This is a genomic window from Polaribacter marinus (genome assembly GCF_022662535.1).
GTDB classification, from domain to species: domain Bacteria; phylum Bacteroidota; class Bacteroidia; order Flavobacteriales; family Flavobacteriaceae; genus Polaribacter; species Polaribacter marinus.
On the sequence record NZ_JAKQYM010000007.1, the window covers coordinates 51,581 to 65,150 of the forward strand.

Sequence of the window (13,570 nt, forward strand, 5' to 3'; positions counted from 1 at the left end):
AGATAATGGCAAAAGTTAGTAAAACAATCCTATTAGGATATAATAAGTGCATCGAATTAGCTATAAAATGGACTAATATTTTAGATAGTTTTTGGCATAAAGATGAGAAGATTCCTAAATCTGCTTTGAGAGAAGATGTTTTTACACCAATTGTAGATAATTTAGAATCTTCTGATACAGATAAAACTTTATCTGCAAATCAAGGAAAGGTTTTGAATGCTATAATTAACGGTTTATCTACAAATCACGTAGGAGATAATTCAGATTTAGGAAATGTTGTCTTAAATGGATTTTATCCTATTGCTAACTATCCTGTAGGAACTATTCATATAGATAAGAATAGTGAATGGGTAGGATTATATGCTAGAATAACTGCTACAGAGTGGTTAAAGTTTGAAACACAAGATAGTTTAGAAACTTATTTTGACTCTAGATATATAAAGAAACTAGATACTAAGAAATTTGTAGATGAAGATGGTTTAACACTAATGGAAGTACCATTTAATGAGAAAATAAATTTACATGGAGTAAAAGCAGGTTATGATTTAGCTAAAGGAGGGTATTATTTAGAAAGTATTTTAGACGCACCTTACTTGGATGCTATTGAGCCTGTAAGTATGTTACCGTCTACAACACAAGATATTATTTTATATGGCTCATCATTTACAAGAAGTACGACAGTAACTACTGAGAATAGTAATATTACTATAAATAATATTTGGTATGAATTACACGTTGAATTAAAAATACCAATTATAAGACTTAATGTTACGAGTACATCTGTTGAGGGAGATATTACTTTTATTATAGATAATGGTAAAAAAGAAATTGTTAGTGGGTATTTTTCTATAATATTAGGAGAGGTTTTCCAACCTACAGTTTCTGATTGGATAAATATTTCAGGTGCTACGCCTTTAAGTACTGGTTCAATTGGTGTTGGTTCTTATAATTCTTATAGTGAAGCACTTTGGGATAAAGAGTTTGATTACACTAAAGATTTTATGGTAAGTTTTAAGTATGTACGCTCTCCATTAGGTTTACCAAATGACGCTTATACAGAGCCTATAATTAGGTTACTATCTGTTGTTGACGATACAGAAGATTTTGGGTTTGTTACTTATCAAAATAGCGATTCATTTTATAAAGTTTTTTATTACGAAGGGGGGACTTTAAGATATGGAGAAACGATAGAGGGAGGTGTAGATTTTTCCGAAACTTTTGAGTTAGTAGAGGATATTACTGTTTCTATAAAGTTTATTGGAGGTTATTATAGCTACTATCATAATGATAATTTAATCAAGATTCGACCTTATGTCCCTACGCATAATTTTAAATTAATGTTTGCATCTCGTACCACTAATATTAAAGATATAAAATATATAGAATTACAAACACCATAAAAATATGAAAGCACAAATAACAACAGCAGAAAAAATACATAAAGAATTTCCATCAGGAGAACCATGTTATGTAACAAGAGTAACACCAATTTATGAGCAACGTTTAAAAGACAGGGTTTATACTATTCTAACTTATGAGAGTCAAAAAGAACCTTATAATTCTTTAGAACTTGATGAGAATGGTGAGGTAGTATTAGAGAATGATGAGCCAAAAGTAATAGTTAAGTATAGAACTATACTAGGAAGACAAATTCATGCTACAACTTTTAAAATGACTATTGATGAAATTAATGGTTTAAGTTCTATGATTGAATCTCAAATTCCTGATGGTTTAACTGCTTGGAATAAAGAGAGATTTGAAGCAGCAGTAGCTCTTCAATATAAAACAAAGAATGACCCAGACTTAGAAAATGGGTTTATGGATTACCAAGATTGGGAATTAGATACTGAATAATTATGACTTATATACTAATATTAATGTTTCTAGGAATTATCTACTACTTGTACAAAACAAGTAGTAGTAAATTCTTTTTGCAGTCTGAAAAAGAGTTAGTAAAAGGTAGGAGCAAGTTGTTTAATACATACCATAATTATGGAAGAAGTAATAACGCAATTAATGAGGTTTTAGAAGCCTACGATTATTTCTGTAAACATCCAAAAGAATATGACGGAAGTACAATTGTAAGAGATTTATTCGATATTAAACACAATGGACTTGTTTTATCAGGTTCATCTTTAAGACATGATTACGAGTATATTTTTGGAGCAAATACAAATTGGATAAAAAACTATAAAGCTAACGTGAAATATTACAATTCTTTGCTGTCAAACGGAAAACCCACAATGGTTGGTTGGTTAATAGGGCTGCATGTTTTAGGTGCTTTTTATGTGCCTATAATGTTTTTTAAAATGAAATTAAATGAGTTATATACAAGATTATATTAATAAAATGGTGGCAGAAAAAGAGGCCAATACAGCCTTAGAAAATATTACTTCAGAGAGTAAGGTTTCTATTTGGCGTAACTTTATATATGTTGTTTCTTTTATTGCCAATTTTGTAAAAGAGTTACAAGAAGCTCACAAAAAAGAAGTAACCGCTTTAATTGATTCTCAAAAACACACCAATTTAAACTATTATAGAGATGTAGTATTTAACTATAGAGACGGACATACTTTTGATTCCGAAATGTTAGATTATACAGGTACATATACTGATGATGAAATTGCAATTGCTAAAATTGTGAAAAGAGCAGCCTCAGATACCGTTAATGAAAATGGTTTAGAAAAAATTGTTTTAAAATTAGCAACAGAAACTGATGGTGAATTATCAAAAATAGAAGAAATAGCTCTAGAAAGAATTAAAGAACATGTGCGTATTAATGCACCTGCAGGTACTAATTTTTCGTTTATTTCTACACGCCCAGATGAATTGAAGTTAACGGTTAATTGTTATATAGATCCACAAGTTTTAGATGATAATGGTAATAGAATTGATGGAACGGCAAATAATGTAGTTGCCGAAGCTGTAGAAGCCTTTTTTGAAGACACTAATTTTAAGTTTGATGGTGAGCTAGTTTTAAGTTTATTAGAAGATCAGATACAAGCAGTTTCAGGTATACAAGATAAATCTGTTCGTTTTACAAACGTACAAGCCAATAGTGATGTTCCTGCAGTTTGGACAACAATAACCGAGCGTTATACATCTTATTCTGGTTATTATAAAATTGTAGAGTTAAATGTAAATTATCTTATAAAATAATGATTTACAATAACATTTTTAAAACGGACATTGATAAACTGGCTATCCAATTAATGCCACCAAAATGGAGAAAATCAATTCATATAGCTTTCTTGAAAGTGTTGGTGGCGCCATTTAAATCACAATTAAGAGAATTGAATGAAGAGCGAGATATCAATATATATACACTTATTCATGATGCAAGAGTAGGAAAAGTAGAAAAGATGTTAAATGATAACTTTGATAGTGTAGGGCGAACTATCACAATTGGATCTGGAAATAGGCTAACCTCTAATTATCTATATAAGAATAGTGAAGCCAGACAAACATATTTACCACAATCAATTTACACTCAATCAGAAATAGCTAGTAGAAATACAGATTTTACCATTTTAGTGCCTGAGGCATTAAGCTTGCAAGCTACAGATTTAGAACGATTAAAATATTTAGTAAAATATTATACGGGAAAGGATAAACAATTTAAAGTAGAAATAGTATGAAGTATTTAGATATAATGGAAGAGGGAGGTTATCCCTTTGATGATATTAGTATAGCCTATCTTCAAAAAATGCACGATGATCGGGATAGTTTTATCTATTCCGTTTTTGGAGATTTAAAAATAGTGGCCGGCGTTGTTTTAGATATAATTACAAACACCTATTCAGATGGATTAATTTCTGCAAACGGTAAATTATATCATTTCGTTGGAGGAGAACCAAGTGCCAAAATTTCAAAACAAACAATAGAAACCAAAAGACAATATGAAGACGGAAATGAAAAGAAAGCTTTTATAAATGAGTTCTATGAGTTTGGAGAATCTGGCACTGATGTAATAGATTTCTCAGAGTTAAAAAGATGGTATCAAAACCAACCAATTTTAAAAGAAATTAAAGAAGTTGCTGGTACCGTAACAAATCAATCTTTAGAGGGTACTGGTTGGTATGTTGCAGATGGACAAAACGAAACGGATGATTTAAGATCTCTCTTTATAGTAGGTTTTGATAAAAGAGATCCAGATTATAATGTCATTGGTAAAACGGGGGGAGAAAAGAAGCATACTTTAACTATTCAAGAGTTACCTGCTCACAGTCATAAGGCTAAATCAGATGGGGGGTCTACAGATGTAAATGGAACATCTTTTAGAGAAGAAAGTCAAACAACAGGAGAATTAGAAACTGAAAAAACGGGTGAAAATACTCCTCATGAAAATAGACCTCCTTATTATGTGGCAATTAGAATTCAATTTATAGGTTTATAAAAGAAACCAAGGCAGGACAGGTTTTAAAAAAGTCCTCCAACATTTAAAAATACTTCTCAAGGTAATTTAAAAATTTAGCATCAAAGCCCAGTTGGAGGACATAAGTCTTCTGGTTGGGCTTTGCGTATTTTAAAAATTACCTTGAGAATAACAAAGATAAAATAAAAATGAAAACACCAACATCTTATTATGGGGGAAAACAGAATTTAGTTTCAACCATAATACCATTAATGCCAAATCATACCACATATACAGAAACTTTTGTTGGTGGTGGCGCAATATTTTGGGCAAAACCACCAAGTGATGTAGAAGTTATTAATGATATCAATAGAGAAATGATCAACTTCTATGAATGTGTTCAGAATGAGTTTGTAGAGCTTGAAAAAATGGTAAGAATCTCATTACATAGTAGATCTTTGCATGGAGATGCTAGTGTGGTTTATAATAATCCTCACATGTTTTCTAGGATTAAAAGAGCCTGGGCAGTTTGGGTTCTGGCATCACAAAGTTTCAGTTCGATGCTAGATGGTTCTTTTGGTTATGATAAATTAAAAGGTACTACTTCTCAAAAGATTACAAATAAACGAGAAGATTTTACAATTGATTTGTCAATTAGAATTCAGAATGTTCAAATTGAAAATACAGATGCTTTAAGGATTATTCGTTCTAGAGATCATAAGGGAGCTTTTCATTATTGCGATCCTCCATATTATAATTCAGATTGTGGTCATTATGATGGTTATACAATAGAAGATTTTGAAATGCTATTAAAAACCCTTTCTGAGGTAAAAGGAAAGTTTTTAATGAGTAGTTATCCAAGTGAAATTTTAGAGAAATACACAAAACAATTTGGTTGGCATACAAAGAAGTTAGAACAATCTGTGTCGGTTGCAAATGGAACAGGAAAGCCTGGTAAAAAGAAAATAGAAGTATTAACTGCAAATTACGATTTAAGTAATCCTAAAGACGATTTAAAGCTGTTTTAAATGCTATTTAACTTTTATTTTAACCTTAAAAGTAACCTCAAAAAATAGATGTTTTTAAGGTTAAATTATATTATGTGAAAACCTTGTGAATGTACATTTCTATTGAGTTTTCTGTACATTTGTTTTTGCCGATTATAGATTTTATTGGGTTTTTGTTTCATTTATTTTAATTATATTGTCAGCTTTAATATTTTTTATTAAAATTAAGAATACTATAAAAATGAAATTTACTCCAAGAAAAGTCAACTTTTTTAATCTAATAAAACTTCCCCTAGCATATTTTGGAGGAGTTAGGGTTCGTACTATAACAGATAATGAAGTGATAGTTTCTATAAAACATAGGTGGATGAATCAAAACCCTTTTAAAAGTATGTTTTGGGCAGCTCAAGGAATGGCGGCAGAAATGCCAACGGGTGTTTTAGTTATGAAGGCGATTAACGATTCTAAGCGAAAAGTTTCTATGTTGGTTACCACTCAAGAAGCTCAATTTTTTAAAAAAGCAACAGGAAGAATCTTATTTTCTTGTACCGGAGGAAATGAGATTAGAGAAGCAATTCAAGAATCTATAAAAACCGGAGAAGGACAGGTTGTTGTATTAACTTCCGAAGGAAAAAATAAAGACGGAGTAGTGGTATCTAGATTTCAATTTCATTGGAGTTTACGAGTGAAAAATTAATTTGTAACATTTTAGGTTTATTTTGCTCTAATTAATATAAAAACATAAAACTATGAACGCACACGAAATTGATTATCGCATTTTTGGAGAAGAAATGCAATTTGTAGAAATAGAGTTAGATCCAGAAGAAGGTGTTGTTGCAGAAGCAGGAACTTTTATGATGATGGATGATAATATTAAAATGAATACTATTTTAGGTGATGGCTCTTATCAGGAAAAAGGGTTACTTGGAAAAATATTTTCTGCGGGAAAAAGAATTTTAACTGGAGAGAGTTTGTTTATGACGGTTTTTACCAATGATGGAGTTGGTAAAAAACAAATTTCCTTTGCATCTCCATATCCTGGGAAAATTATCCCAATCGATTTAACAGAATTTAGAGGGAAGTTTATTTGTCAAAAAGATGCCTTCTTGTGTGCTGCAAAAGGGGTTTCTATTGGAATTGAATTCTCTAAAAAATTAGGAAGAGGCTTGTTTGGTGGTGAGGGATTTATCATGCAAAAGATGGAAGGCGATGGTTTAGGCTTTATTCATGCTGGTGGAACAATGGCTAAGAAAATATTACAACCAGGAGAAGTATTAAAAGTCGATACTGGATGTATTGTTGGATTTACACAGGACGTAGCATATGATATAGAATTTGTTGGTGGAATTAAAAATACTATCTTTGGTGGAGAAGGAATGTTCTTTGCAACTCTACGTGGACCGGGAACTGTTTTTATTCAATCTTTACCTTTTAGTAGATTGGCAGGAAGAGTGCTTTCTATGGCTCCAAGTACAGGAAAAGGAGGTAGAGGAGAAGGAAGTATCTTAGGAGGAATTGGTGATCTTTTAGATGGGGATAATCGTTTTTAAAATCAATTTAAAATTTTAATAAAAAAAATCCCAAACAAATTTGTTTGGGATTTTTTATTTTAAGATTCTGTTTCTGTTCTCTTTTCAGGTTTCTTTTTTCCTTTCTTAATTTTAATGGTGAGTTGGTTTTTCTCTTCATCTAAATCCATAGAAATAGTGTCGCCTTCATTAAGTTTAGAATTTACAATTTCTTCAGCTAAAGCATCTTCAATATATTTTTGTATAGCTCTTTTAAGTGGTCTTGCTCCGTATTTTTTATCAAAGCCTTTGTCTGCAATATAATCTTTTGCTTTTTCGCTTAAATCTAATGTATAGCCTAAATCAGAAATTCTATGTAATAATTTATCTAGTTCAATATCAATAATAGAATGGATATCGTTTCTTTCTAATGCGTTAAAAACAATTACATCGTCAATTCTATTTAAGAATTCAGGTGCAAAAGATTTCTTTAATGCTCCTTCAATTACAGATTTTGCATTGTCATCTGCTTGTGCATTTTTTGAAGCAGTACCAAAACCTACACCACCACCAAAGTCTTTTAACTGACGTGCACCAATATTAGAAGTCATAATAATTATGGTGTTTCTAAAATCAATTTTTCTACCTAAACTATCGGTAATATGTCCATCATCTAAAATTTGTAATAACATATTAAATACATCTGGATGCGCCTTTTCTATCTCATCTAAAAGTATTACAGAGTAAGGTTTTCTTCTCACTTTTTCTGTTAATTGCCCACCTTCTTCGTAACCAACGTAACCTGGAGGTGCTCCAATTAAACGAGAAATAGCAAATTTTTCCATATATTCACTCATGTCAATTCTAATTAAAGAATCATCAGAATCAAAAAGTTCACGTGCTAAAACTTTTGCTAGTTGTGTTTTACCAACTCCGGTTTGTCCTAAGAAAATAAAAGAACCAATTGGTTTGTTAGGATCTTTTAATCCAACTCTATTACGTTGAATTGCTTTTACCACTTTGGTAACCGCTTCATCTTGTCCAATTACTTTTCCTTTAATTAAATCTGGAAGTTCATGCAAACGATGACTTTCTGCTTCTGCAACTCTATTTACAGGAATACCTGTCATCATAGAAACTACTTCTGCAACATTATCTTCTGTAACAATTTCACGATTTAATTTAGAATCATCTTCCCATTGTTTTTGAGCCGAATCTAAAGCAGCTTCCATATTTTTTTCATCATCGCGTAATTTGGCAGCTTCTTCATATTTTTGACCATTTACTGCTTTTGTTTTTTTATCACGAATGATTTCAAGCTGAGACTCTAATTCTAATACTTGCTGTGGAACCACAATGTTTGTGATATGAATTCTAGAACCCGCTTCATCTAAAGCATCAATAGCTTTGTCTGGAAGATATCTATCTGTCATATACCTATTTGTTAGTTTTACACAAGCTTCAATAGCATCGTCAGTATAATTTACATGATGGTGTTCTTCGTATTTATTTTTGATATTGTGTAAAATTTGTATGGTTTCTTCAACAGTAGTTGGGTCTACAATTACTTTTTGAAAACGACGTTCTAGTGCACCATCTTTCTCTATATTGGTTCTAAACTCATCTAGAGTAGTTGCTCCAATACATTGTATTTCTCCTCTAGCTAAAGCAGGTTTTAACATGTTAGAAGCATCTAAAGAACCTGTTGCTCCTCCAGCACCAACAATGGTGTGAATTTCATCTATAAAAAGAATAATATCATCATTTTTTTCTAGTTCATTCATTAAGGCTTTCATACGCTCTTCAAACTGGCCACGGTATTTTGTACCTGCCACTAAGCTTGCTAAGTCTAAAGAAACAATACGTTTGTCAAATAAAATTCTAGAAACTTTTCTATCAACAATTCTTAATGCCAAACCTTCTGCAATGGCAGATTTACCAACACCAGGTTCTCCAATTAACATTGGGTTGTTTTTCTTTCTACGACTTAAAATCTGAGAAACACGTTCTATTTCTTTTTGTCTACCCACAACAGGATCTAATTTTCCTTTTTCAGCCAAATCAGTTAAATCTCTACCAAAATTATCTAAAACAGGAGTTTTAGACTTCTTAACAGCTTTTCCTTTTTGTTGTTGTTCAAAAGGATTTGATTTTTCAGATGCATACTCATCATCAGAAGGAGTTTCTGCAATAGGATTTATAGATAAATCTGTATCATCTACATATTGTTTTTTATAAAGGGATTTAGCTTCATCATAATTTATATGATATTTCTGAATCAACTTTGTAGTTGGATCATTTTCGTTTCTTAAAATACACAACAATAAATGTGCTGTATCTATAGATTCACTATGATATAGTTTAGCTTCTAAAAATGTTGTTTTTAGAGCTTTTTCTGCTTGCCTTGTAAGATGTAAGCTTTTATTTCCTGTTGCTAAAAAAGTTGGATTTGCGGGGTTTAATTGTTCTAACTTTTTACGCAATAAAGTCAAATCAACATCAAATGATGTTAAAATTTCTATTGCTTTTCCTTCGCCTTTTCTAATTAAACCAAGTAAAAGATGTTCTGTTCCAATAAATTCGTGCCCTAAACGTAGTGCTTCTTCTTTACTGAAAGTGATGACGTCTCTTACTCTTGGTGAAAAATTATCGTCCATATTTTAATGTATATTGATGTAAATTTAGTCCTTTTTTTTCTTAAAAATTACAAAAAAGGTGCCAAGACTAAAAAACTGACAGTTTGACCTTGATTTGTGTGTAAAAAAGCATTGAAAATCAATAAGATAAAATAATGTAAAAATTTATTAAAAAATGTTGATAACTCTAATAAAATCAGATCGCTAAAATATTTGCAAAAACTATAAGAAATAGTATCTTGCCTTGTTTTAAAAAAATGAATAAATACTAATAGAAAATATATATGGCAGACGGAGAAAAGTTAATTCCGATTAACATTGAAGAGCAGATGAAATCTGCATACATCGATTACTCGATGTCAGTAATTGTTTCAAGAGCATTACCAGATGTAAGAGATGGTTTAAAACCAGTGCATAGAAGGGTTTTATTTGGGATGCATGAATTAGGAATTAAAGCAACAGGATCTTATAAGAAATCAGCAAGAATTGTTGGGGAAGTTTTAGGGAAGTATCACCCTCACGGAGATACATCTGTTTACGATTCTATGGTGCGTATGGCACAGAATTGGAGTGTACGTTATATGATGGTGGATGGTCAAGGGAACTTTGGTTCTGTTGATGGTGATTCTCCAGCAGCTATGCGTTATACAGAGGTTAGAATGCAAAAAATATCAGAAGATATGTTGGCTGATATTGAAAAAGATACTGTAGATCATCGTTTAAATTTTGATGATACTTTACAAGAACCAACAGTGTTACCAACAAGAATTCCTAATCTATTAGTTAATGGAGCTTCTGGTATTGCTGTAGGTATGGCAACAAATATGGCGCCACATAACTTAACGGAAGTTATAAATGGTACCATGGCATATATTGATAATAGAGATATTGAGATAGATGAATTAATGCAGCACATTACGGCACCAGATTTTCCAACAGGAGGAATTATTTATGGATACGATGGTGTTAGAGAAGCTTTTCATACAGGTCGTGGACGTATTGTAATGCGTGCTAAAGCCATTATTGAAGAAGTTAAAGGACGTGAATGTATTGTTGTTACTGAAATCCCTTACCAAGTCAATAAAGCAGAAATGATTAAAAAAACTGCTGAATTGGTAAATGATAAAAAATTAGAAGGAATTGCAAATATTCGTGATGAATCTGATAGAAATGGAATGCGTATTGTGTATATTTTAAAACGTGATGCAATTCCTAATATCGTTTTAAATAAATTATTTAAATACACCCAATTACAAACTTCTTTTAGTGTAAATAACATTGCATTGGTTAAAGGAAGACCAGAGCAATTGAATTTAAAACAATTAATTCATTATTTTGTTGAACATAGACATGAAGTAATTGTTCGTAGAACAGAATTTGAATTAAAGAAAGCAGAAGCAAGAGCTCATATTTTAGAAGGATTAATTATTGCTTCTGATAATATTGATGAAGTAATTAAAATCATAAGAGGTTCTTCTAATGCAGATGAGGCTAGAGAAAGTTTAATTGAGCGTTTTGAATTAACTGAAATTCAGGCAAAAGCAATTGTAGAAATGCGTTTGCGTCAATTAACAGGACTAGAACAAGATAAATTGCGTTCAGAATATGATGCAATTATGTTAACTATTACCGATTTAAAAGACATTTTAGCAAACGAACCAAGACGTTATCAAATTATTAAAGATGAACTTCTTCATATTAAAGAAAAATATGGTGATGAACGTAGATCTGTAATTGAATATGCAGGGGGAGATATGCGTATTGAAGATATGATTCCTGATACGAAAGTAGTGGTTACAATCTCGAATGCTGGATACTTAAAACGTACAAACCTTGATGAATATAAAGTTCAAAATAGAGGAGGAAGAGGGCAAAAAGGAGCAACTACTAGAAATGAAGATTTCTTAGAACATTTATTTGTAGGTACAAACCATCAATACATGATGTTCTTTACTCAAAAAGGAAAAGTATTTTGGATGCGTGTGTACGAAATACCTGAAGGTGGAAAAAATACCAAAGGGAGAGCAATGCAAAACCTTATCAATATAGAGCAAGATGATAGCGTAAAAGCATTCTTAGTAACTCAAGATTTAAAAGACGAAGAGTACATTAACAGTCATTATGTAATTATGGCCACTAAAAAAGGTCAGGTTAAAAAGACTTCTTTAGAACAATATTCTCGTCCAAGAACAAATGGAATCAATGCCATCACAATTAAAGAAGGTGATGAGTTATTAGAAGCAAAACTTACAACTGGAGATAGCCAAGTAATGTTAGCATTAAAATCGGGGAAATCTATTCGTTTCGAAGAAGCAAAAACTCGTCCAATGGGAAGAACTGCTTCTGGTGTAAGAGGAATAACATTACAACACGATAAAGATGAGGTAATTGGTATGGTTGCTGTAAACGATATGGATAGTAATATTTTAGTGGTTTCAGAAAAAGGATATGGTAAACGTTCTAAATTAGAGGATTATCGTGTAACAAATCGTGGAGGTAAAGGTGTAAAAACATTAAATATCTCTGAAAAAACTGGTGATTTAGTTGCTATTAAAAACGTTGATGATTCTAATGACTTGATGATTATTAATAAATCTGGATTGACTATTAGAATGGCGGTGGAAGATTTAAGAGTTATGGGGCGTGCAACACAAGGTGTTCGTTTAATAAACATTAAAGAAGATGATAGTATTGCTGCTGTTGCAAAAGTAATGCACGAAGATGAAAACGAAGAAAGTTTAGAAAGTGGCACGGAAATTGAAAATGATACAAACGAAAACCAAGAATAACAACAAATATAATACGTATTAAAATGAAAAAACAAATATTAGCGCTAGCTTTAGGATTGATATCTGTAGCAACTTTTGCACAAAAAAACGAACTAAAAGCTGCCGAAAAAGCAATTAAAAAACAAGATTTTAAAACAGCAATTACAGTTTTAAAACCTTTAGATGCTATGGAAGCTTCTATGGGTGCAAAATACAAAGCAAAATTTTATTTCTTAAAAGGACAAGCTTATTCTAAAAGCGATTTAAAAATTGCCGCAGAATCATTTAATAACTTATTTAGTTATGAAAAAGAAATTGGGAAATCTAGATATTCTAAAGATGCTCAGCCAATGTTGTTTAATTTAAAAGAAGATATTAGAAAAAATGCTTTTGCTCTTTATGAACAAAAAGATTATAAAAATGCATCAAAAACATTTTATTTAAGATATCAGTTAGATAAAAAAGATACGCTATTCTTAGCAAATGCTGCGTTGATAGCTTTTCAAGGGAAAGATTATGAAACATCTTTACCATATTATAAAGAGTTAGAAAAACTTGGTTATACAGGTATTTCTATAGAATACCGTGCAACAAATAAAAAAGGAGAAGAGGTTAATTTGGGGACAAAAACTCAAAGAGATTTATTTGTTAAAACAGGTGAATATTCAAATCCTAAAGATGTTGTTAATAAATCTAAAAGAGGATTGATTATGAAAAACATTGCTTTGATTTTAAAAGAGCAAGGAAAAGTAGATGAAGCTATAGTTGCAATGGAAAATGCTAGAAAATCTAATCCAAATGATATTGATTTAATTTTAACCCATGCTTTTATTTATAATGATTTAAAGCAAATGGATAAATTTGGTGAATTAATTGAAGAAGCTATAAAGTTAGATCCTAATAACCCTACTTTGTTTTTTAATTTAGGAGTTGCAAGTGCTGAACAAAAATTAGAAGAAAAAGCAATAGGGTATTATAAAAAAGCTATTGAATTAGATCCTAATTATAGAGATGCTTATTTAAATTTAGCTTATACAATTACCAATGCAAGAATTGCTGTGGTAGAAGAAATGAATAACAATTTAGACAATGCTAAAAAGTATGAAGAGTTAGAAAATAAAAATAAAGATATTTGTAAAAGAGCTTTGCCTTTTTTAGAAAAAGCAGATTCTTTAAAAAGAACTTTAGATACTGTTAGAAATTTAATGAATTTGTATGATACATTAGAAATGTTTGATAAATCAGATGAATTAAGACCAATCTATAAAAAGTTGAGAGAAGAACAAGGTGAGTAAGC

Annotated in this window: 12 protein-coding genes; 11 read left to right on the plus strand and 1 reads right to left on the minus strand. The window is 31.0% G+C overall.

Features of this window, described 5'->3' with window-relative positions; genetic code table 11:
- Positions 1–5 precede the first annotated feature (5 nt).
- The 9 genes from MC378_RS10470 (at position 6) to MC378_RS10510 (ending at position 6,911) form a co-directional block, all read left to right on the plus strand.
- Positions 6–1,400 (plus strand): hypothetical protein, encoded by a 1,395-nt coding sequence (locus MC378_RS10470; protein WP_242178719.1) that lies wholly within the window; start codon positions 6–8, stop codon positions 1,398–1,400.
- Between the two features lie 4 nt (positions 1,401–1,404).
- Positions 1,405–1,854 carry a hypothetical protein gene (locus MC378_RS10475; protein ID WP_242178720.1) on the plus strand — a complete coding sequence of 150 codons (450 nt, stop codon included), beginning with the start codon at positions 1,405–1,407 and terminating at the stop codon, positions 1,852–1,854.
- Positions 1,855–1,856: 2 nt separating this feature from the next.
- Complete coding sequence (locus MC378_RS10480; protein WP_242178721.1) at positions 1,857–2,345, plus strand: hypothetical protein; 489 nt, start codon at positions 1,857–1,859, stop codon at positions 2,343–2,345.
- A complete protein-coding gene (locus MC378_RS10485) occupies positions 2,320–3,159 on the plus strand; it encodes a hypothetical protein (protein ID WP_242178722.1) in 840 nt (279 codons plus the stop codon). Before MC378_RS10480 ends, MC378_RS10485 begins: the two co-directional genes overlap by 26 nt.
- A 53-nt stretch (positions 3,160–3,212) precedes the next feature.
- The gene (locus MC378_RS10490; RefSeq protein ID WP_242178723.1) at positions 3,213–3,638 is read left to right on the plus strand and encodes a hypothetical protein; all 426 of its coding nucleotides are present in this window, start codon (positions 3,213–3,215) and stop codon (positions 3,636–3,638) included.
- Entirely contained in the window at positions 3,635–4,396 is a 762-nt protein-coding gene (locus MC378_RS10495) for a phage baseplate protein (RefSeq protein ID WP_242178724.1), read from the plus strand. Before MC378_RS10490 ends, MC378_RS10495 begins: the two co-directional genes overlap by 4 nt.
- A gap of 167 nt (positions 4,397–4,563) precedes the next feature.
- Positions 4,564–5,382 (plus strand): DNA adenine methylase, encoded by an 819-nt coding sequence (locus MC378_RS10500; RefSeq protein ID WP_242178725.1) that lies wholly within the window; start codon positions 4,564–4,566, stop codon positions 5,380–5,382.
- Between the two features lie 220 nt (positions 5,383–5,602).
- Entirely contained in the window at positions 5,603–6,058 is a 456-nt protein-coding gene (locus tag MC378_RS10505) for a DUF4442 domain-containing protein (RefSeq protein WP_242178726.1), read from the plus strand.
- 52 nt (positions 6,059–6,110) lie between these two features.
- Positions 6,111–6,911: a TIGR00266 family protein gene (locus tag MC378_RS10510; protein WP_242178727.1), complete on the plus strand. Its 801-nt coding sequence runs from the start codon at positions 6,111–6,113 to the stop codon at positions 6,909–6,911.
- A 59-nt stretch (positions 6,912–6,970) separates the two neighbouring features.
- On the opposite strand, the gene MC378_RS10515 is transcribed toward MC378_RS10510, so the two are convergent.
- Positions 6,971–9,526, minus strand: a complete 2,556-nt coding sequence (locus MC378_RS10515) for an ATP-dependent Clp protease ATP-binding subunit (protein ID WP_242178728.1) — start codon at positions 9,524–9,526, stop codon at positions 6,971–6,973.
- Positions 9,527–9,789: 263 nt separating this feature from the next.
- On the opposite strand from MC378_RS10515, the gene gyrA reads away from it, so the two are divergent.
- Both gyrA and MC378_RS10525 read left to right on the plus strand, forming a co-directional pair.
- Positions 9,790–12,294 (plus strand): DNA gyrase subunit A, encoded by a 2,505-nt coding sequence (gyrA, locus tag MC378_RS10520; protein WP_242178729.1) that lies wholly within the window; start codon positions 9,790–9,792, stop codon positions 12,292–12,294.
- Positions 12,295–12,317: 23 nt separating this feature from the next.
- Complete coding sequence (locus MC378_RS10525; RefSeq protein ID WP_242178730.1) at positions 12,318–13,568, plus strand: tetratricopeptide repeat protein; 1,251 nt, start codon at positions 12,318–12,320, stop codon at positions 13,566–13,568.
- Positions 13,569–13,570 lie beyond the last annotated feature (2 nt).

Coding starts and splice junctions, on each gene's coding strand:
- MC378_RS10485 (WP_242178722.1), top strand. CDS start 2,320: ATGAGTTATATACAAGATTATATTAATAAAATGGTGGCAGAAAAAGAG.
- MC378_RS10495 (WP_242178724.1), top strand. CDS start 3,635: ATGAAGTATTTAGATATAATGGAAGAGGGAGGTTATCCCTTTGATGAT.
- MC378_RS10525 (WP_242178730.1), top strand. CDS start 12,318: ATGAAAAAACAAATATTAGCGCTAGCTTTAGGATTGATATCTGTAGCA.
- MC378_RS10505 (WP_242178726.1), top strand. CDS start 5,603: ATGAAATTTACTCCAAGAAAAGTCAACTTTTTTAATCTAATAAAACTT.
- MC378_RS10510 (WP_242178727.1), top strand. CDS start 6,111: ATGAACGCACACGAAATTGATTATCGCATTTTTGGAGAAGAAATGCAA.
- gyrA (WP_242178729.1), top strand. CDS start 9,790: ATGGCAGACGGAGAAAAGTTAATTCCGATTAACATTGAAGAGCAGATG.
- MC378_RS10490 (WP_242178723.1), top strand. CDS start 3,213: ATGCCACCAAAATGGAGAAAATCAATTCATATAGCTTTCTTGAAAGTG.
- MC378_RS10480 (WP_242178721.1), top strand. CDS start 1,857: ATGACTTATATACTAATATTAATGTTTCTAGGAATTATCTACTACTTG.
- MC378_RS10470 (WP_242178719.1), top strand. CDS start 6: ATGGCAAAAGTTAGTAAAACAATCCTATTAGGATATAATAAGTGCATC.
- MC378_RS10475 (WP_242178720.1), top strand. CDS start 1,405: ATGAAAGCACAAATAACAACAGCAGAAAAAATACATAAAGAATTTCCA.
- MC378_RS10515 (WP_242178728.1), bottom strand. CDS start 9,526: ATGGACGATAATTTTTCACCAAGAGTAAGAGACGTCATCACTTTCAGT.
- MC378_RS10500 (WP_242178725.1), top strand. CDS start 4,564: ATGAAAACACCAACATCTTATTATGGGGGAAAACAGAATTTAGTTTCA.